The following is an 18,247-nucleotide window of genomic DNA, read 5'->3' on the forward strand; positions in this document are numbered from 1 at the left end:
CGCCGACGCGTACGCCGGCGGCTCCCATCGAAGGCGAGGTGTCAGTTGCGGTTGATGGTGAAGGTGGACGTCGCGTTGCGGATGTCCACCGCGTTGTTGGACAGCGTGAGGTTGTTGAAGGTGACCGCGCCGCGGGCCGGGCCTTCCCCGGGCTCGGGGAGTTCGTTGGCCCAGATCCCGAAGCCGGACTTGGCGTCGAAGGTGTCACCGGACTTGCGGGCGCCGCTGACCGTGGTGTTGGTGAAGATGGTGTCGGCGACCGGGAAGAGCGGGTTGTTCTCGCCGTTGTAGTCGGTCTGGAACATGATTCCCGAGTACGTCGGATCGACCACGTCCAGGTTGTTCACCCGGATGCCCTGGAAGATCTTGGTGGCCGAGAAGATCCAGACCCCGGGGAACGTCTGGTTACCCCAGAAGTGACCGCCGGAGCGAACCACCAGCACGTTCTCGAACAGCGTCGGCGGCGTCGCGCCGAAGCCGTTCATCGGGATGCCGAAGTCGAGCGAGCTGATCGTGACCCCGGGATACGTCAGCATGTCCGCGGCGTACAGGTTGCGGAAGATGTTGTTCGTGCCGCCGTAGACCGCGAAGCCGGCCGCTCGCCAGGTCAGCGTCGCCGAGAGGTTCTCGAAGACGTTGTCCCGGACCTCGCCGCCGCCACCGTCGATGGCGTTGAAGAGGGCGAAGCTGTCGTCACCGGTGGACCGGGCGTCGTTGTTGCTGACGGTGTTGCCGGCCGAGCCGTTGGTCATGTTGATGCCGTCGGCAAAGGTGTTCCGGATCCGCGAGTTCTTGATCGTGGAGTTGTCGGTGTTGGCACCCCAGTAGAGACACATCTGGTGCTCGACCCAGATGTTGTCGATGGTCATGTTCGCGGTGCCGTTGAAGTCGAAGACCTTACCCGGCCCGTCGTTGCGGCTGTCGTAGTTGCCGAAGTACGAGAAGCCGCTGAACGTCGATCCGTTCGCCGACGACTGGGCGCCGAAGCCGACGTCGGTATTGGCCTGCGTCTGCGGTGCCACGAACTTCGTGAACCACGGCCCGGCCCCGACGACCTTGATCGCCTTGCCGTAGACGTTGAACTTCGACGAGGTCGGGTACTCGCCGGCCGGAAGGTAGACGCCCTGCAGCGTGGTGTCCTGACGCACCCGGTCGAGCGCGGCCTGTACGTCCTGCTGAGTGAATCCGGCCGGCGTCACGAAGCCTGCGCCCGGGTTGCCGATCGGCGCGACCTGCTCGGTGTCGATGAAGTCGATCGAGTACGTCGTACTGTTCGCCGGATCCTTCTGCAGCCGGATCTTGGCGCCGGCCGGCACGGTCGAGTCGAGCATGATGCTCGCTTCGTCGTAGATGTGCCGCGCCGGTCCCGCACCGGGGGAGTTGCTCGGCCCGGACTCCGAGCCGTACAGCCAGGAGTACTTCGAGGTCAGCGGCAACGCCTTGTGGAACGTGCCGTTCACGTACACGTTGATGGTGGAGTTGATCCCGCCACCGCCGGCCGAGTCCGGGATGGAGAACCGGGTGACCAGGGTGTTCGTCGATGCGCGGGTGGTGAACTCGACGTACGAGCCGTTGGCGTTCAGCGTGACCGCCCGCCGGCCGGAGGCTTCACCGGCGAGGTCGCCGATGGTCCGGTTCGGCCCGATCACCTGAGCGCCGCCGCCGACCGAGGCGTCCTCGGCCTCGAGGTGGTCGTACGGCATGTTCGCGCCGCGGCCCACGAAGAACGGACGCTCGCTGGTGTTGTTGGTCCGCTTGACCGGCAGTTCGTTCGCATCGTCAGCCAGTACGACGCGCACGGTGTACCGTCCGTTCGCAGCCGTCCAGTTGCCCAAGGCAATGGCCGGGCTCGATGCGCCGGCCGCCAAGGCGCCGCTGTAGGAGCCGGTCAGCGTGGCAACCGTCGAGGTCCCGTTGAGCAGCGTCAGCGTGATCCCGTGCGCTCCCGAAGCAGTCGCGATACTGCCCTGGTTCTTCAGCACCACCGAGAAGGCGACGCTGTTTCCTGCCGACGGGTTGTTCGGCGTCCAGTTGACCGCCGAGGCGATCAGGTCCGCGCTGGCGACCGGGGTCACCACGAGCGCACTCGACGCGGTCGCCGAGTTGTTCGCATCGTTCTGCTCGATGACGGTGTTGGCCTCGTCGACCTTCGCGCTCAGCGTGTAGCTGCCCGCGTCGCGCGTCCCGATCGAGGCGCTGACCGTGGTCGATCCACCGGCCGCGATCGCCCCGACGGCCGCCGTGCCGACCTTCGTCGTACCGAGGTAGAAGTTCACATCGGTCGCGGGAGAGGCGGCGGAGCCGGTGTTGCCGACGGTCGCGCGCACGGTGATGGTGTCGGTCTCGACCGGCGAGGCCGGCGTCCAGGCCAGGCTGCCTACCGTGAGATCCGGGTTCGGCGCCGGAACGCCCATCACCTGGAGTTCGGCGACCTGACCGGCCGGTGCGCCGGTGTTCGCGGTGAAGTTCAGCCGTACGTCGGCCACTCGCGCGCTGACCGGGATCGTCACCAGGTTCCCCGACCCCGGGCTGAAGTTGTACGACGCGCTCGCGACGATCGTGCTGAACGTCGACGAGCTCTGTTCGCGGCCGAGGATCGAGAAGGTCTGCGTCCGCGCGCCCCAGGCCGAGTCCGGGTTGAGCCGGATCACGATCGAGCTCAGGTCGGCGTTCGATCCGAGCTGCGTGGTCAGCGTGGCCGGGTTGGCGTTGCCCTCCCAGTACGTCGTCACGTTGTCGTCGTTGGCGTTGGTCGCGACGAACGTGTGCACGAAGCCGGAGGCGGTGATCGGCTTACCGGCGGCGAGATTGCTCCCCGGTCCCTGGCTGCCGTTCCGGGTCACCGTGTTGCTGTTCGGCGACTGGTTGCCGGCGGCATCTTTCGCGCGGACGAAGTACGAGATCGTCGAGCTGGTCGGCTGGGTGTCGGTGTAGGTCAGCACGGTGCCGGCCACGCTGGTCCGCAGCTGGCCATTGGCGTAGACGTCATACCCGGTGACTCCGACGTTGTCGGTGGCCGCGGTCCAGGCGAGCCGGATCTGGCCGGCGCCGGGTTCGGTGAAGGACAGACTCCCCGGGGCGGTGGGTGCCTGGGTGTCACCGGTGGCCGGGCCGTAGACCTCGAGCTCGGAGAGCTGTCCGGCCGGCCAGCCCGTGTTCGCGGTGATCCGGATCCGGATGTACCGCACGGTGGCGTTGCCGTAGTCGATCGTGGCCGTGTTGGCCGGCGGATCGAAGGCGCGGGAGGCGGCCGCGGACAGGTCGTTGAAGTTCTGTCCGTCGGTGCTGCCCTGGACCGCGATGGTCTGGGTGCGCGCACCCCAGCCCGCGGTCGGCAGCTTCAGCACGACCTGGTTGGTGGCGATCGACGAACCGAGGTCGACCTGCACCCACTGCGGGAACGCGTTGTTGGCGCTCTCCCAGTAGGTGCTCTGGTTGCCGTCCGTCACGTTCGACGCGACGTAGTTCTGGTTGACGGTGCTGGCCGCGGTCGCCTTGCCGGCGGCAAGGTTCGGGCCGGCCAGTACGGCGGCGCTCGCGGACGGGACGAGGGCACCTGCCGCGAGTGCCGCGGCAAGCAGGGCGGTCAGTAACCGCCAAGGGGGAATTCGCATGGCCTCTCCTGATGGGCGGTGGAGAACGCAACGGAGCAGCGGCACGCGAGAGTTCGGAAGTTTCATAGCTTTGCCAACTTCTTGCGTAGCGCTGGCTCATTGTTACGGCAGTGCTACGAAAGCGTCAACGGTTCGAGAAAAACCCAAAAGGCCCGACTCGCAGCAGCGAGCCGGGCCTTGAGAGGAGAGAGGTCAGTGCTTGGAGGCACCTTCCGCGCCGGCGCCGGTGAGCGAGCGGACGGAGAGCTCGGTGTAGCGCTGCTCCGACGACCGGTCCTTGCCGAGGTAGGTGCCGAGCACGCCGAACAGGAAGCCGAGCGGGATCGAGACGATGCCCGGGTTCGAGAGCGGGAACCAGGCGAAGTCCGCGCCGGTGATCATCGAGGTCGACTTGCCCGACACGACCGGCGAGAAGGCCACCAACACCACCGCGGAGATCAGGCCGCCGTAGATGCTCCAGACCGCACCGGAGGTGTTGAACCGCTTCCAGAACAGGTTGAACAGCAGCGACGGCAGGTTCGCCGAGGCGGCCACCGCGAAGGCCAGCGCGACCAGGAACGCGATGTTCAGCTTCTGCGCCGGGATCGCCAGCGCGATCGCGACCGCGCCGATCCCGATCGCCGCGAACCGTGCGACCCGCAGCTCGCTCTTCTCCGACGGCTTCGTCTTCGCGATGACGTTGGCGTACAGGTCGTGGGCGAACGAGGACGCCGAGGTCAGCGTCAGCCCCGCGACCACCGCGAGGATCGTGGCGAACGCGACCGCCGCGATCAGCGCCAGCAGGATCGATCCACCGAGCGAACCGGCGCCACCGCCGACGGACTCGGCCAGCAGCGGCGAGGCGACGTTCCCCTTCGACTCCGCGACCGGCGAACCCTTGGCGGTGTTCAGCAGCGCCGCGGCGCCGAAGCCGAGGGCCAGCGTCATCAGGTAGAAGGCGCCGATCAGACCGATCGCCCACTGCACCGAACGCCGCGCGGACCGCGAGTCCGGCACGGTGTAGAAACGGATCAGGATGTGCGGCAGCCCCGCCGTACCGAGGACGAGGGCGAGGCCGAGCGACAGGAAGTCGATCTGGCCGGTCAGGTCCTTGCCGTAGAGCAGGCCCGGCTGCAGGAACGACTCGCCCTTGCCGGACTTCGCCGCGGCCGCGCCGAGCAGGTCGGAGATGTTGAAGTGGAACTTCAGCAGCACCAGGAAGGTGATCAGCACGGTGCCGGCCATCAGCAACACGGCCTTCACGATCTGCACCCAGGTGGTGCCCTTCATACCGCCGATCGTCACGTACACGATCATCAGCGCGCCGACCAGGACGATCACCGCGGCCTTGACGCCCTCGCTCTTCACGCCGAGCAGCAGCCCGACCAGCGAACCAGCGCCGACCATCTGGGCCAGCAGGTAGAAGATCGAGACCACGATCGTCGACGAGGCCGCCGCCGTCCGGACCGGCTTCTGCTTCATCCGGAACGCGAGCTGGTCGGCCATCGTGAACCGGCCGGAGTTCCGGAGCAGTTCGGCGACCAGCAGCAGCGCCACCAGCCAGGCCACCAGGAAGCCGATCGAGTACAGGAAGCCGTCGTACCCGTAGAGGGCGATCTGGCCGGAGATACCGAGGAACGACGCGGCCGACATGTAGTCGCCGGCAACGGCCAGGCCGTTCTGCGCGCCGCTGAAGTTGCGGCCGCCGGCGTAGTAGTCGGCGGCGGTCTTGTTCTGCCGGGACGCCCACCAGGTGATGTACAGCGTCACGGCAACGACCGCGGAGAACAGCGAGATGGTCAGCGGCCGGTTGCCGGCCAGGGGGATCAACAGCGGGACGAGGTTCACCGGCGGCGCTCCCTCTTGTACTTGGCGTTCAGGCCGGCGGCCAGCGGATCGAGCTTGCGGTTCGCGAAGCGGCCGTAGATGGCGGCGATCACGAAGGTCGAGACGAACTGCAGGAGGCCGAAGATCAGCGCCACGTTGATGTGGCCGACCACCTTGGTGTTCATGAAGTCGCGGGCCCAGTTGTTACAGGCCACATAGGCCAGGTACCACGCCATGAAGGCGATGGTCCACGGCACCACGAAGTTCTTGTAGCGGCGCTTCAGCTCGGTGAAGTCGGCCGCTTCGTGCACGGCCTCGTAGGCGCGGGCATCCCGCTCGCGCACGACATCCTCGTCCATGCGTGCACGTTAGCCCTAAGTAGATGGTTTGTGACTTATCGGGCGTGTCCGCAATCAAAATGTTTCTAGAGATGCGGCGCGACCGGCGCGTCGAGCGTCCGGCGGTAGTTCGCCAGGTCGCTGGGGCGGGCGCGGTAACAGCCGGTGATGTACGGCATCCGCAGCGGCTCGGGCGGCCGGGCGGAGGTCTCGTAGACGTTGTCGACCTGCTCGAGGACCGCCTCGCGCCGCGACTCGGTCAGGACGGCGACCCGGCTGTGCGACAGGGCGAGCTTGCGCAGGCCGCCCCGGTCCAGGTCCTGCCAGTGCTTGAACTTGGCCGTCTCGATCGCCGCGAACATGTCCGACTGGAGCAGGATCGGCATCGGGTCGAACTTGTCGCCGCCAATGTCCTCGCCCATGATCGCGCGGTGCACCCGGCGGACCCACGGCACGACGGTGTCGTAGTTGTTCCAGAGCAGGCCGAGCACGCCGTTCGGGCGCAGGATCCGGGCGATCTCGGGCAGCGCCCGGGTGTGGTCGAACCAGTGGAAGGCCTGCCCGACGATCACCGCGTCCACCGAGCCGTGCGCGAGCGGGATGGACTCGGCCGCCCCGACCATGGTGTCGATCCCGGGCCGCTTCCGGCAGATCGCCAGCATCTCCTCGGACGGGTCGACGGCGACCACGTCGTGCCCGAGCGAGGCCGCGACCGCGGCCAGCTTGCCGGTGCCGGCGCCCAGGTCGAGCACCTGCAACCCACGGCCCGGGCCCAGGATCCAGGTCAGCGCGTCGACCGGGAAGGTCGGCCGGCCCGCGTCGTACGCGGCCGCGACGGCCCCGCACGACGTGGCGCGGGCCGCGTCGGTGGGGTCGGGTGCTGGATCATCGGTGCTCATCACGGTAAATCATGCCGTAGCCGCCCGTTTGCACGCGGCTACTCGCCGAGCTTCTTCTGCTCGATGTGTGCGTTGAGCGCGGCCAGCTCGGGGTGGGTGTCCAGAATCTCGACCAGTTCGGCGCAGTTCAGGTCGGTCGCGCCGTGGTCCTCGAAGAGGGCGTCGAGCAACTTCCAGTCGTCCGGAGTGTCCAGACACAGCCGGTACGACGCTCCGCCGCCGGCCCACGGCAGGTTCAGCAGACGCATCTCGCCGGACCGGTTCTGGTGCAGGTACGGCGTGACGTGCTCGCGGTCGGCCTGCAGCGTCGCCCGCGCCTCCGCGTCGTACAGGCGGGCCGCGGAGAAGACCTCGTAGTCCATGCCGCGGGGGTAGGTGCGCTCGAGGCAGTTCGAGATGTAGAGGTCGAGGTCCTTCTCGGACCGCCAGCGGTCGACGGCAGCGGAGATGATCGCCGGGTCGATCAGCGGGCAGTCCGAGGTCACCCGGACGAGTCCGTCCAGCTCGTGCGCCCGGGCCGCACCGGCGAACCGGCTCAGTACGTCGTCCTCCGAGCCGCGGAAGACCGGTACGCCGACATGATCGGCCACGTCGAGGATGACGTCGTCGTTGAAGTTCGTGGTGGTGGCGACGATCACCGGCAGACCGGTCTGCTGCAGCCGGTTCAGGTGGTGCTCGAGGAAGGAGTGACCGCCCGCGGTGAGCAGCACCTTGGCCGGCAGCCGCGAGCTCGTCACCCGGACCTGGGTCACGATGCCGATGTTCAGTCGTTCCATCGGAACAGCTCCCGGATCTCAGCAGGGCAGACGACATGGTCGACGCCCAGTTCGGTGTCGGTGAACTCCTTGGCGACGTCGGCCGGGACGAACGGCTGGTCGAGTTCCGGCCACAGGCGCTTGATCCGCGCCTGCCCACCGAACGAGGGATGCTCGTTCTCCAGCACCATCGGGTCGCCGTACACCCCGGGCTGCAGGCCGATCGAGGCGCCGTACAGGACGGCGGAGCTGAGCCGGTTGGAGGCGACGCGGGTGTGGGTGCGCAGCTCGCGCAGTTGTTTGAGCAGGAAGTCGGGGTCGGTCTTGCGCCAGTGCAGACCGCGATAGCCGTGGGTGATGACGCGGAAGCCGGCGTCGGCGTACACCTTGCGGATGGCGGGCTGCTGGTACTCGTTCCAGTACAGGCAGACGGTCACCGGGCCGGTCTCGTGCTCGTTGATCGAGGCAACGATCCGGCCGTGGTCGCCGAGCACGTTCTGCCCTTCCCAGCCGTGGAACGGATAGAAGAGCGTGCCCTTGGCCCGCTTGTCCTGGGTCGCGAGCTTCGGGTGGTTCTTGAGCAGGTAGAGCCAGACCGAGCCGATGACGGAGTAGTTCCGCAGTCCCACCGACTGCCCGCGGCGACGCACACTGTCGGTCCACACGTACTTCGGCATCCCCGGCGCGAAGTTGGTGCCGTGCGCGAAGCCGTCCAGGATGTTCCAGCCGTGCTGCAGATAGCCCCAGATCCGCGGCGGCTTCCGCAGTCCGGCGTACGTCGCCATCACGTTGGCGTGCCCGTAGAAGTGGTTGGCGTGATGCATCAGCGCCTCCGCAACACACGCTTCAACCGGCGCCGGACCACCCGCGCCGGATTCAGCATCGCGTGCCCGAGCCGATACGGCACCGACCGCCGGATCCCGCTCACGGTGCCTTCGAACAGGATCGCCCGCGCACTCGCATGCGCCAGTTCGTCCGCCAACCGCGCCACCGTGGCGAGCTGCTCGGCGCTTCCCATCGGCCGGATCAGCTCCGGAGTGGTTTCCGGCGCCAGCGTGATCCCAACCATCGAAGCGAGTCGAGCGGTCAAGTCGTGCGCGCTCCCGCCCGCAGGCCAAGGTTGCCGTGCGCCACTTTCGAGCGCTCGCCGCGCGAACCGCGCCAGCTGCTCCTCAACCGTCCCGCCACTCGCATCCCCGAATAGCCGGTACGACGTCCCGTCCACAATCACGTTGTCCGGAGCACCCGTTTCCGGTGCCGTCCGCAACCACTCGACGTACGCCACAATTTCCCGCCGCAACGCCAACTGATCGTCCACCCGCAAGGCGTGCAGCAACCGCTCCTCCACCAGTTCCCCGGTGGCGGGCTCAACAGGCACCTCGACACCAACAACCACGTACCAAGCAGGTGCCAGTTCCACGAGCAACCCAGCCCGCGCAGCGTCCATCACCACCCGGTAGGGATCCATCAACGTGGGCCCGCTGTTGCGCTCAGCAACTACTCGAGCCGCCGCAGCAGCCGTCAACTGCTGGTTGTCCCCAACCAGAACCTCAGCCTCGACCAAAGACGGATACACGCCGTGGATCCGGGCGGAGAGTCGCCCCTGTTGCAGCTCACCCGCGGAGCCGGCGCCGCTTACGCCCGCGCCTGCGGCGATCGGGGCCGGCTCAGCCTCGCGCTCGCTCCCACTTCCTTCCACCTCCACCCCGACCGCGCGAAGCGCGGTCGTCAGGGGAGCGAGGCCTGCGGGAGAGCTGTCTGCGACTGCTCGACCCCAGTCCTCGTCCCTCGGGAGTGCCGCGGTGATGTCCGGCTGGATCATCCTGTTGACGCTGAAGCTATTTGTTGCACCCAGCAACAACCGCCCACCGGGCGCCAAGCGATCCGTCAGCTTGGCAAGCGCATCCGCCCACGGCAACGACTCGGTGTCCGGACCGACGACACGCTCCAGCCCGTCCAGCGCCACGATCAAGTCATACGTCTCGTCCGTCGCGAATCGGTCGAGCGAACCGCAGTACACCTGCGTCTTCGCGTTGCCGAGCGACTCCGCGAGCTCCTCCGCATCAGGCGCCGACCGCACCAGGATGTCCACGGACTCCGCCACCGCGACCACATCGACGTACAAGCCGTGCCCGTGCGGGCCGGCGATCAGCACGGTATCGCCGGGCCGGAGCGCGGCGGCCAGCACAGCAGCGGCAGCAGGTCCGGAGACGGCCGGACGGCTGTCGGCCGGATGGAGATCCGACCAGTTGAGCATCTCTCCACCGACCAGATTCGATCGGGTCACTTCGGTCACGTTAGCCAACCAGTCTTGTGAGGGTCTCGATCACCCGGTCGACGTCGTTGTCGGTGAGGTCCGGGTAGAGCGGGAGGGAGAGCTCCTCGGCGTAGAAGGCCTCCGCGTTCGGGCACAGGCCTCGGGGGTAACCCTGCCGTGCGAACACAGGATGCCAGTAGACGGGGATGTAGTTCACCTGGACACCGATTCCGGCGGCCCGCATCCGCTCGAAGACCTCGCGCCGGCGACCGCCGAGCACCCGGATCGGATAGAGGTGCCAGGCCGGGTCGACGCCCGCCCGCTGCACCGGCGTACGGAGTCCGTCCACGCCCGCGAACGCCTCGTTGTACCGCGCAGTGATCTCGGCCCGGCGCCGTTTGAAGGCGGCAAGCCGCGACAGCTGCGACAGCCCCAGCGCGGCGCCGAGGTCGGTCAGCCGGTAGTTCACGCCGAACTCGTGCACCTCCTGGTGCCACGGTCCCTCGTCGGCAATCTCGAACCGCGCCGGATCCCGGACCAGTCCGATGAAGTGGAACTCGTGCGCCCGCTGCCCGACTGCCGGGTCCTTGCAGACCACCGCACCACCCTCCCCGGTGGTGAGATTCTTCGTCGGGAAGAACGACATCGTCGTCACGTCAGCTAGATCCCCGACGGGCCGCCCGCCGGCGCTCCCGCCGATCGAGTGCGCCGCGTCCGCGACCGTCCGCGCGCCGACTCGGTCCGCCACTACCTGCAGCGCTTCGTAGTCCGCGGCCTGGCCGGCGTAGTCGACCGCCGCGATCACCTTGGTCCGCTCGGTCGTCACCGCCTCGACCGCCGCCGGATCGATCAGCGCCGTATCCGGGTCCACGTCGGCGAACACCACCCGAGCACCCAGCATCGCCGCGCAGGAGGCCGTCGCGACGAACGTCATCGGCGTCGTCACCACCTCGTCGCCGGGCCCGACGCCGAGCGCGGCGTACGCGATGTGCAGTGCCGCGGTCCCCGACGTACAGCTGACCGCTCGGTGACCGCCGGCCAACTCCGACACCGCGGTCTCGAACGCGGTGACCGCCGGACCGGTCGTCAACCAGTCCCCTTGCAGCACAGCGGTCACCGCCGCGATGTCAGCGGCCGAGATCGACTGGCGTCCGTAGGGGAGCACGATCAGTCGACCTCGAGGATCTTGCGGATCTCCTCGATCGTGTACCACTGGTCGTTGGTATCCGACGCGTAGTGGAACCCTTCGTCCAGCTGTACGCCGCCCTCCGGCGCGATGTAGCCCCAGGTGGCGAGGTCGGGCTGCAGCACGAACCGGTTGCCGATCGCGAGCACCCGGCGGCCTTCCTCGGGGCTGATCATCTCCTCGTGCAGCTTCTCGCCGGGCCGCAGGCCGACATCGTGCATCGCCGCACCGGGGGCGATCGCCTCGGCCAGGTCGGTCACCTTCATCGACGGGATCCGCGGTACGTAGAGCTCACCGCCGGTCATCAGCTCGAACGAGTCGACCACGAACTCGACCGCCTGCGGCAGCGTGATCAGGAACCGGGTGCAGCGCAGATCGGTGATCGGCAGCGACTGCCCGGCCGCGTGCAGCGCGCGGAACTTCGGGATGATCGAGCCACGGCTGCCCATCACGTTCCCGTACCGCACCACGGCGAAGCGAGTGTCGTACGCCGCGGCGTAGTGGTTGCCGTTGATGAACAACTTGTCCGCGGTCAGCTTGGTCGCGCCGTACAGGTTGATCGGGCTGGACGCCTTGTCGGTCGAGAGCGCCACCACCCGCTTGACGCCGGAGTCGATCGCGGCCTCGATCACGTTCTGTGAGCCGATCACGTTCGTCTGGACGAACTCCCACGGGTTGTACTCGCCGCTGTCGACCTGCTTCAGCGCCGCCGCGTGCACCACGTAGTCGACCCGGTGCATCGCTCGCAACAGCCGGGCCCGGTCCCGGACGTCGCCCAGGAAGAACCGCAGTCGAGGGTCGTCCCCGAACAGCTGCCGGACCTCCCACTGCTTCAGCTCGTCCCGGCTGAACACGATGATCCGGCGCGGATTCAAACGCTCCAGCGCATGCTGCACGAACGCCCGGCCGAACGATCCGGTACCGCCGGTGACGAGGATGTCGGAGCCGGTGAGGATGGACACGACGAGCAGGCTCCTTCTGACGGACGGTAGCGGTTGGCGCTCCGAAACAATAGCTGCCCGGTTAGGAACCGCTTCAACCCACTTGGATACGGTCTGTGCTGTGAGACGTGTCGGGGTGCGGTGTGATGTCGGGCCGGCGCGGGGGATCGGTCATGTGATGCGCTGCCTTGCTCTCGCGGAGGAGCTTCAGCGCCGCGGGCTGACTGTGGAGTTCCTTTGCGACGCTCACACGGTGCCGTGGGCGGCTGCGCAGATCGCCGCTCGGGGGATCGCGGTGCGACCGGCGGTGTGGAGTCCGGCGGAGCATGTCCAGGTGCTGACCTCGTACGACGCGGTGGTGTTCGACTCGTATGACCTGGAGGCGGAGGTCTACCGGGCGGTGCGGTCGGCCGGGATCCCGACGCTGGCGATTGTCGATGGGGACCTCCGGGGCGCTCAGGCGGACGTGCTGGTCGACCAGAACCTCGCGGCGGAGCTGGACCACCCAGTCCTGCCGCCGGACTCGATCCGGCTCGCGGGACTCCAGTACGTGCTGATCCGGGACGAGATCCGCGCGCTGCGCCCGTCCGAGCCGCCTGCGCCGCGGCAGGTCGTCGTACCGAAGGTGTTTGCGTTCTTCGGTGGGACAGACGCGTTTGGTGCGGGTCCGGCGGTGACTCGAGCGCTGGTTGCGACAGGTGTGCCCTTCGACGCAACAGTGGTCGCACCGACGCCTGAGCTGGCAGCACAGATCGCTGCTGTCTCGGACCAGGTGAACGTGATCGGCCCGACCGATCAGCTCGCTGCCGCAGTGCGGGAAGCAGATGTGACCATCAGCGCGTCCGGTACGTCGACCTGGGAGCTGCTGTGTCTCGGCGCGACCGCCGGACTGGTGTGCGTGGTGGACAACCAGGTGATGGGCTACGAGCGCGCAATCGGCACTGGCACCGCTGCTGGCGTGGGAGTGCTTTCAGAACTCAAAGCCGACCCGACAGCCGCAGCAGCCGTTCTCAAGCGGCTGCTGACCGATGCTGCCGAGCGTGCACGCTTGGCGGCTGCTGGATGGCAGCTGGTCGACGGACAAGGACGCGTCCGAGTAGCCGACGCGTTGCTTCACTTGATCTCGTAGATCGTCACGTCCAGCGTCGCATGCCGGATGCTGACCAGACTTCCCAGCTTCGGTGACACCGGACCGGCTCGGTGGTCGGCGAACAGGTAGCGCACCCCGGCGTTCCGCAGCCGCTGGATGACATCGGCCGACGGCGACTTGAACGCGGTGTCGTTGGTCGCGAGCTTCCCGCTGTCCCAGTACGGGATCAGGCTCGGGTTCGAGTCGGTCTCGAGAGCGATCCGGTTCGCCTGGTTCGAATACGACCAGCCTTCGACCAGCACCGGCCGCTCCGACAATGCAGCGAGCCAGAAGTGCCGACTGTCGCACACATTCTCGCGCTGGATGATGCAGTGCGCGTTGGTCGCGATCAGCTCACCTGGCCTGGTGTTCCGTCGCAGCCAGCGCGCCGCGCCCGCCTCGGCCGCGGTCGCTCCACCGCGGGAGGTCTTGGCGTAGATGAGGTTGGACGCAGTGTCGGACACCAAAGCTTGCAAGGGAACCAACACTGCGCCGATCATGCACGCGGCCACGGCAGCGGCCGCCATCGCGACTCCGATGTTCCCTGGTCGGCGGAACAGCTTCCAGCCGAGTCCCACGACCACGCCGACGATCAGAATCACAGCCAGCGTCCAAAGCCATGGCCGTAGGTCGCCGGCCAAACTCGCGGCCTTGGAGCGTGCAATCGCGAGCCCGATCAGCCCGAACGCTCCAGCGACGCCGACCAGCACCACACCGCGTCGATCACTCAACTGCGAGACCAGGTTGGCCAGGCCGACGCACCCGAGCACCGCGATCGCCGGGAACGCCGTACGGAGGAAGTACATCTGGCTGATTCCGGATTGCGCCGTCATCAGGGTCCCCAGGAGACCAGCCACCGCGAACCCCATCAGGAACGCCGTACCGACGTCACGCCACTTGCGGCCGAGGAACCAGATCCCGCAGGCGGCCAGCCCCCAGCTCAGCAACGTCGTGAACGGTGACGACGACAGCTGACTGAAGGTCTTGAACGGTTTGATCTCCGTGCCCCAGGTGCTCCCGCCGAAGATCGTCAGCAGTGCGGCGATGAAGACGACAAACGCCAACAGCCCACCCAGCAACGCCGTCCGGTTGCTCTTCCGCGCCATACCGGCATGGACGAAGGCGAACGCGAACCCGAAGCCCAGCAACGGCAGGATCGTCGACTTGGCGCCGGAAGCAACCAGTGCGAGCAGAACCAGCAGCACCCACCGACTCCGCGGCGGCTCCGAGCGCAGCAGGTCAACTGCGACAACACACAGCGCCATGGCGATCATGACGCCCAGATTCTGCGTCGGACTCAAGTACGCCGCGACTGCGGTCGAGATCCCGCCAACACCGACATGCGCGAACGGCTGCAGCGCACCGCCCAGCCCGGCGATCAGTACGGCGAGCGGCCCGGCCCAGGTAGCGCCGGTCTCAGCCGTTGGAGCAAACCGGTTGGCCAGCGCAAAGATCAGCCCGCAGCCCGCCAGGAACAGCGGTAGCCAGGTCAGCGAGTGGATGAGGTCGGTCAGATCGATCCGCGTCGCCCACGCCGTCGCAGCCGTCGCCTGGTGGTAGAAGGAGTGATACTTCATCGGCTCGCCGCCGAGCCACAGCGTCGAGATCGGTACGTCGTACTTCGCGCTGGCGGCCACGGCCTGCTGGAACGCCAGATCGGGGTACGAGCGGAGCGGATCGGTGTAGGCCGGCAGGAACTGGGCGGGACCGCGCCGGTAGATGATCAGCATGACGACTGTGGTCGACAGTGCGAGCAGCCAGGCCTGCAACGGCCGGATGGGTTGCGCGACCCGGCGCCAGACGCGGTCCCGAATGTCATGGTCGATGAACGACAGCACCAGCACGATCGGACCCCACACCCACGACCACGCCTGCTGCCCGACCGACGCAGCGGCCAGGTAGACCACGATCTGTCCCGCGGTCCCGACCGCGAAGCCGCCGGCCAGGTCCTCGACCAGGTTGCGGCCGTAGTAGCCGACGACCCGCCACAGCGCGAACCCGGGCAGTGCCACCCCGAGCGCTGTGAACAGCACGAATCGGCCGACCTCGAAGAAAGTGGCGTGCTGCAGCAACAACCCGATTCCGAGGATGCCGACGGCAACACCTGCCATCAGCCCCGTGAGAGACGGCCCCGCCGTTCGCGGCCCCCGCCGCCGTGCCCGTGCGCGCATGGGCACACCCTAAAGTGAAACGACGCTTTTACCCAGAGTCATCCGAGTTCGTAGACGACCGCATCCGGAGCGCGGAAGCGGACCGTTGCCAACGCCTCCAGTTCGGGGGAGACGGCCGTCTGCGCGGGATCGGCGTACAGCCAGCGGACGCCGTACTTGGTGCGCAGCTCCTGCAGGTTGTCGCGGGTCGGCGCGACGAAGACGCGGTCGTTCTCGGCGAGCTTGTCCTGGTCCCAGAAGGGCAGGATGTTCGGGTTCAGTGCGGTGCTGACGACTTGGTCGTTGATGGTGTTCGTGTAGGCCCAGCCTTCGACCAGTACGTGCCGCTCGCTGAGTCCGGCGATCCAGAAGTGCCGGGCGTCGCAGCCCTGTGCGCTCTTGCGCGCGCAGTGCGCGTTGGTGGCAATCAATTCGTCGGGGGTCGTGTGGCCGCGCAGCCACCGTGCTGCGGCCAGTTGCGTGGCCGACGGTCCCAACAGCGTGTCCTCGGCAACGGCTGCGGTCGGCTTCGGATCGTCCATGCTCGGCAGTGCGCGCAGGGGTAAGTAAAGACCTGCACCCATCGCGGCCAGCACGAACGACGCCAGTACGGCGCGACCGCTCCTTAACCAGAGCGCCGTACCGGCTGCGATCAGAGCGAGTAGTCCGATGGCCAGAACCCAGGGGAGGACCAGTCCGGTCAGAGTGCCGTCCTCGCGACGGAACAGCACCGCGTCACTCGGCAACGCTCGGACGATCCGCCTCGCGACAACGATCGCCGCCATGCCGCCCAGCACCGACCCGAGTACGAACCGCTCTTTGAGTGCCAGTAGGTGCGCACCAACCGCAGCCAGTACGGCGATGATCGGTACGGCGGTCCGGTGGAAGTACATCTGGCTGGAACCGGACTGGTCGGTCAGCGCCATTCCGCAGAAGCCGGCGATCGCTAGGCCGACCAGGAAAATCATCCCGGCGTCCCGGTGCCAGCGCTTCGCCGTACCGGGCACAACGATCAGTCCGGCCGTGCCGAGCAGCCACGCGAGACAGGTGACGATCGCACTGATCCACATCGAGCTGTGGTCGTAGACGCCGGTCTCCCACTCGCGCTGCCAGGCGATGAACGGGTAGACGCCGATCTTGGCGAAGGTGACCCAGGGCCGCAGCGACAGGCCGGTCGAGTGGTTCCCGAAGACCACGACGATCGCGGTCAGGATCACGCTGGTCACGGCCACTGCCATCAGCACCGCGCGCCGAGCGATCCGGCGCCGGCAGAGGCAGACGAACACAACCAGTCCCAGACCACACAGCACCAGCGGCAGGATCGTCGCCTTCGAACCGGAGGCGGCCGCTGCGACGAGCAGACCGACCAGCCACGTACTGCGGCTGTTGCGGCCGCGCAGAATGTCCACGATCACGATCGCCAGCAGCACGGTCAGCCCACTGCCGAGGTTCTGCGTCGGACTGCCCCAGAGGTACGCGGTCAGGCTCTCCTGCGGCAGCGTGAAGCCCGGGTACACATTCACGGTGCCACCGATTGCGGCCACCGCGACGGCGAGCGCACCGGCCCAGCGTGAGTCCGGTGCGAAGCGGTCGGTCAGTGCGAAGATCAGCGCGCAGCCGGCGAGCGTCAGCGGGATCCAGCCGATCGTGTAGATCAGATCGGTCAGGTCGACACCGGTCGCCCAGTTCACCGCCGCCGTGAACTGGTGGAAGAAGTAGTGGTAGTCCATCCGCTCGCCGTCGACGTACGACGCCTGCAGCGGGAAGTCGTACTTCGCACTGGCCGCCAGCGCCTGCTGGTACGCCATGTCCGGGTTGTTGTACGCCGGATCCGTGTACGGCGCCGGTGCGACGTTTCGCGGCCGCGCGATCGCGTACACCGGCAGTGCGCACGCAGCGGCGAGCAACCAGGCAGTCAGCGGACTCACCGGTCGCTCGACTCGGCCGAGCACCCGCCGCCGCCACCCCGGTACGGCGAACGCGGCCGCCACGACCGGGAGCGCCCACAGCCAGGCCCAGCGCTGCAGACCGAGTGGTGAGACACCCATGTAGGCGAGCAACAGCGTAGAGACGCCGACCAGCGATCCCGCGGCCACATCCTCGACCAGGTTGTGCCGGAACGGACTGGCCAACCGCCACAGCAGCACACCGGGCAAGGTGATCCCGAGCAGCCAGAAACGCACGAAGGCGATGACGCTGTCGGCGGAGGTGGCTCCGGCCATCAGCCAGATCACCAGCACGGCCACTGCGGCGCCGGCTGATGCTTTAGCGAGCTGGTTCACGGCGGTCCGCCGACTGGGGCGGGCGGTCGGACGTGCCGGCGTGCCCACTGTGAGGGTCGGCACCCGCAGCACCCTAGGGGCGGATTCGCTAAGCTGCCAACTCTATGAGCTGGTACGAGGCGCTCGAGTCCGGTGAGCTGAGCATTCGCCCTTCGGTGGACGCGGCGAAGCGGTTCGGTGTTTCGATCGACCGCATGTCGGTGTCCGCTTCGGCCGGGACGCCACTCGCCGAGGTACTCGCCGCGGTGGAACGGTCGACGGCGGACGTTGTCGTACTGCGGTATCCGGCGCGGGAGGCGACGTGGTTCGCTGCGCTGTCGCAGGGGCCGCGGGACGCGCTGCTGGCCGACACTGTCGTGTACTGGGCACTACCGGCGGGCAAGGGGCGGCGGCCGGCGCCACTGGCCGGGTTCACGGCGAAACTCGAGCCGGCGGTGGACGACGTACTGGTCGATGACGTGGTCGCGGACATCTTCGGCGACTCCGGGAACCACTACTGCGCGAACCCGATGTTCGACCGGGCCGTGGCGCTGGCCGGGCGGCAGGAGTGGGCTCGGCGGCGGATTCGGGACGCCGGTGCGGTTGTTCTGCGCGGCCCGGACCGGCGGGTGCTCGCACTCGCCGCGATCGACGAGCAGCGCTCCTGGACCGAGATCCAGCTGGCCGGCGTCGTACCGGCCGAGCAGGGTCGCGGGCGCTACGGGCACCTGCTCTCGGCCATCGAGGATGCGGCCACCACTCGCCGGTTTGTGGTCTCGACCCAAGCGCACCAGACCGGAATTCAGCGGATCTGGGCACGGTACGGCTTCGAACCCGTGCATAACCTCGTCACTGTTCACCTCGTTGCCGCTACGTAAGGTGCGCGGCCAGGGCGCGCCTCTCGTGCGATG

At 67.7% G+C, this 18,247-nt stretch carries 13 protein-coding genes; 2 read left to right on the top strand and 11 right to left on the bottom strand.

All coding sequences use genetic code 11. The annotated features are described in order from the left end of the window. Positions 1–41 precede the first annotated feature (41 nt). From ABZS29_RS27815 to pseB, 9 genes are all read right to left on the bottom strand, one after another. Entirely contained in the window at positions 42–3,614 is a 3,573-nt protein-coding gene (locus ABZS29_RS27815; protein WP_355466070.1) for a discoidin domain-containing protein, read from the bottom strand. Positions 3,615–3,806: 192 nt separating this feature from the next. After that, positions 3,807–5,441: a cation acetate symporter gene (locus ABZS29_RS27820; protein WP_355466072.1), complete on the bottom strand. Its 1,635-nt coding sequence runs from the start codon at positions 5,439–5,441 to the stop codon at positions 3,807–3,809. Further along, entirely contained in the window at positions 5,438–5,779 is a 342-nt protein-coding gene (locus tag ABZS29_RS27825) for a DUF485 domain-containing protein (RefSeq protein WP_355466074.1), read from the bottom strand. Before ABZS29_RS27825 ends, ABZS29_RS27820 begins: the two co-directional genes overlap by 4 nt. A 65-nt stretch (positions 5,780–5,844) precedes the next feature. Further along, on the bottom strand, positions 5,845–6,657 hold the full coding sequence (locus ABZS29_RS27830) for a class I SAM-dependent methyltransferase (protein WP_355466076.1): 813 nt from the start codon (positions 6,655–6,657) through the stop codon (positions 5,845–5,847). Between the two features lie 38 nt (positions 6,658–6,695). Beyond that, the gene (locus tag ABZS29_RS27835) at positions 6,696–7,433 is read right to left on the bottom strand and encodes a glycosyltransferase family protein (protein ID WP_355466078.1); all 738 of its coding nucleotides are present in this window, start codon (positions 7,431–7,433) and stop codon (positions 6,696–6,698) included. Continuing rightward, the gene (locus ABZS29_RS27840; RefSeq protein WP_355466080.1) at positions 7,421–8,236 is read right to left on the bottom strand and encodes a hypothetical protein; all 816 of its coding nucleotides are present in this window, start codon (positions 8,234–8,236) and stop codon (positions 7,421–7,423) included. The genes ABZS29_RS27835 and ABZS29_RS27840 overlap by 13 nt, the downstream gene beginning before the upstream one ends. Next, a complete protein-coding gene (locus tag ABZS29_RS27845; protein ID WP_355466082.1) occupies positions 8,236–9,699 on the bottom strand; it encodes a hypothetical protein in 1,464 nt (487 codons plus the stop codon). The genes ABZS29_RS27840 and ABZS29_RS27845 overlap by 1 nt, the downstream gene beginning before the upstream one ends. 10 nt (positions 9,700–9,709) lie before the next feature. Further along, entirely contained in the window at positions 9,710–10,834 is a 1,125-nt protein-coding gene (locus ABZS29_RS27850; protein WP_355466084.1) for an aminotransferase class I/II-fold pyridoxal phosphate-dependent enzyme, read from the bottom strand. 2 nt (positions 10,835–10,836) lie between these two features. Continuing rightward, positions 10,837–11,817: a UDP-N-acetylglucosamine 4,6-dehydratase (inverting) gene (gene pseB, locus ABZS29_RS27855; protein ID WP_355466086.1), complete on the bottom strand. Its 981-nt coding sequence runs from the start codon at positions 11,815–11,817 to the stop codon at positions 10,837–10,839. 100 nt (positions 11,818–11,917) lie between these two features. Here pseB and ABZS29_RS27860 point away from each other — a divergent pair, with 100 nt between their 5' ends. Continuing rightward, a complete protein-coding gene (locus tag ABZS29_RS27860) occupies positions 11,918–12,925 on the top strand; it encodes a spore coat protein (RefSeq protein ID WP_355466088.1) in 1,008 nt (335 codons plus the stop codon). Here the strand turns inward: ABZS29_RS27860 and ABZS29_RS27865 are convergent. Continuing rightward, positions 12,910–15,036 carry a hypothetical protein gene (locus ABZS29_RS27865; protein WP_355466090.1) on the bottom strand — a complete coding sequence of 709 codons (2,127 nt, stop codon included), beginning with the start codon at positions 15,034–15,036 and terminating at the stop codon, positions 12,910–12,912. The genes ABZS29_RS27860 and ABZS29_RS27865 overlap by 16 nt on opposite strands. A 98-nt stretch (positions 15,037–15,134) precedes the next feature. Beyond that, positions 15,135–17,420, bottom strand: a complete 2,286-nt coding sequence (locus tag ABZS29_RS27870) for a hypothetical protein (protein WP_355466092.1) — start codon at positions 17,418–17,420, stop codon at positions 15,135–15,137. 41 nt (positions 17,421–17,461) lie between these two features. On the opposite strand from ABZS29_RS27870, the gene ABZS29_RS27875 reads away from it, so the two are divergent. Beyond that, positions 17,462–18,214, top strand: a complete 753-nt coding sequence (locus tag ABZS29_RS27875) for an N-acetyltransferase (protein WP_355466094.1) — start codon at positions 17,462–17,464, stop codon at positions 18,212–18,214. The last annotated feature ends 33 nt before the right edge of the window (positions 18,215–18,247 follow it).

Source organism: Kribbella sp. NPDC005582 (assembly GCF_040605415.1).
Lineage (GTDB): Bacteria > Actinomycetota > Actinomycetes > Propionibacteriales > Kribbellaceae > Kribbella.

What these genes read in the sequence shown, in the direction of transcription:
- ABZS29_RS27815 (WP_355466070.1), bottom strand. Translation starts at nt 3,614, where the DNA reads ATGCGAATTCCCCCTTGGCGGTTACTGACCGCCCTGCTTGCCGCGGCA.
- ABZS29_RS27825 (WP_355466074.1), bottom strand. Translation starts at nt 5,779, where the DNA reads ATGGACGAGGATGTCGTGCGCGAGCGGGATGCCCGCGCCTACGAGGCC.
- ABZS29_RS27830 (WP_355466076.1), bottom strand. Translation starts at nt 6,657, where the DNA reads ATGAGCACCGATGATCCAGCACCCGACCCCACCGACGCGGCCCGCGCC.
- ABZS29_RS27835 (WP_355466078.1), bottom strand. Translation starts at nt 7,433, where the DNA reads ATGGAACGACTGAACATCGGCATCGTGACCCAGGTCCGGGTGACGAGC.
- ABZS29_RS27840 (WP_355466080.1), bottom strand. Translation starts at nt 8,236, where the DNA reads ATGCATCACGCCAACCACTTCTACGGGCACGCCAACGTGATGGCGACG.
- ABZS29_RS27865 (WP_355466090.1), bottom strand. Translation starts at nt 15,036, where the DNA reads ATGGCAGGTGTTGCCGTCGGCATCCTCGGAATCGGGTTGTTGCTGCAG.
- ABZS29_RS27875 (WP_355466094.1), top strand. Translation starts at nt 17,462, where the DNA reads ATGAGCTGGTACGAGGCGCTCGAGTCCGGTGAGCTGAGCATTCGCCCT.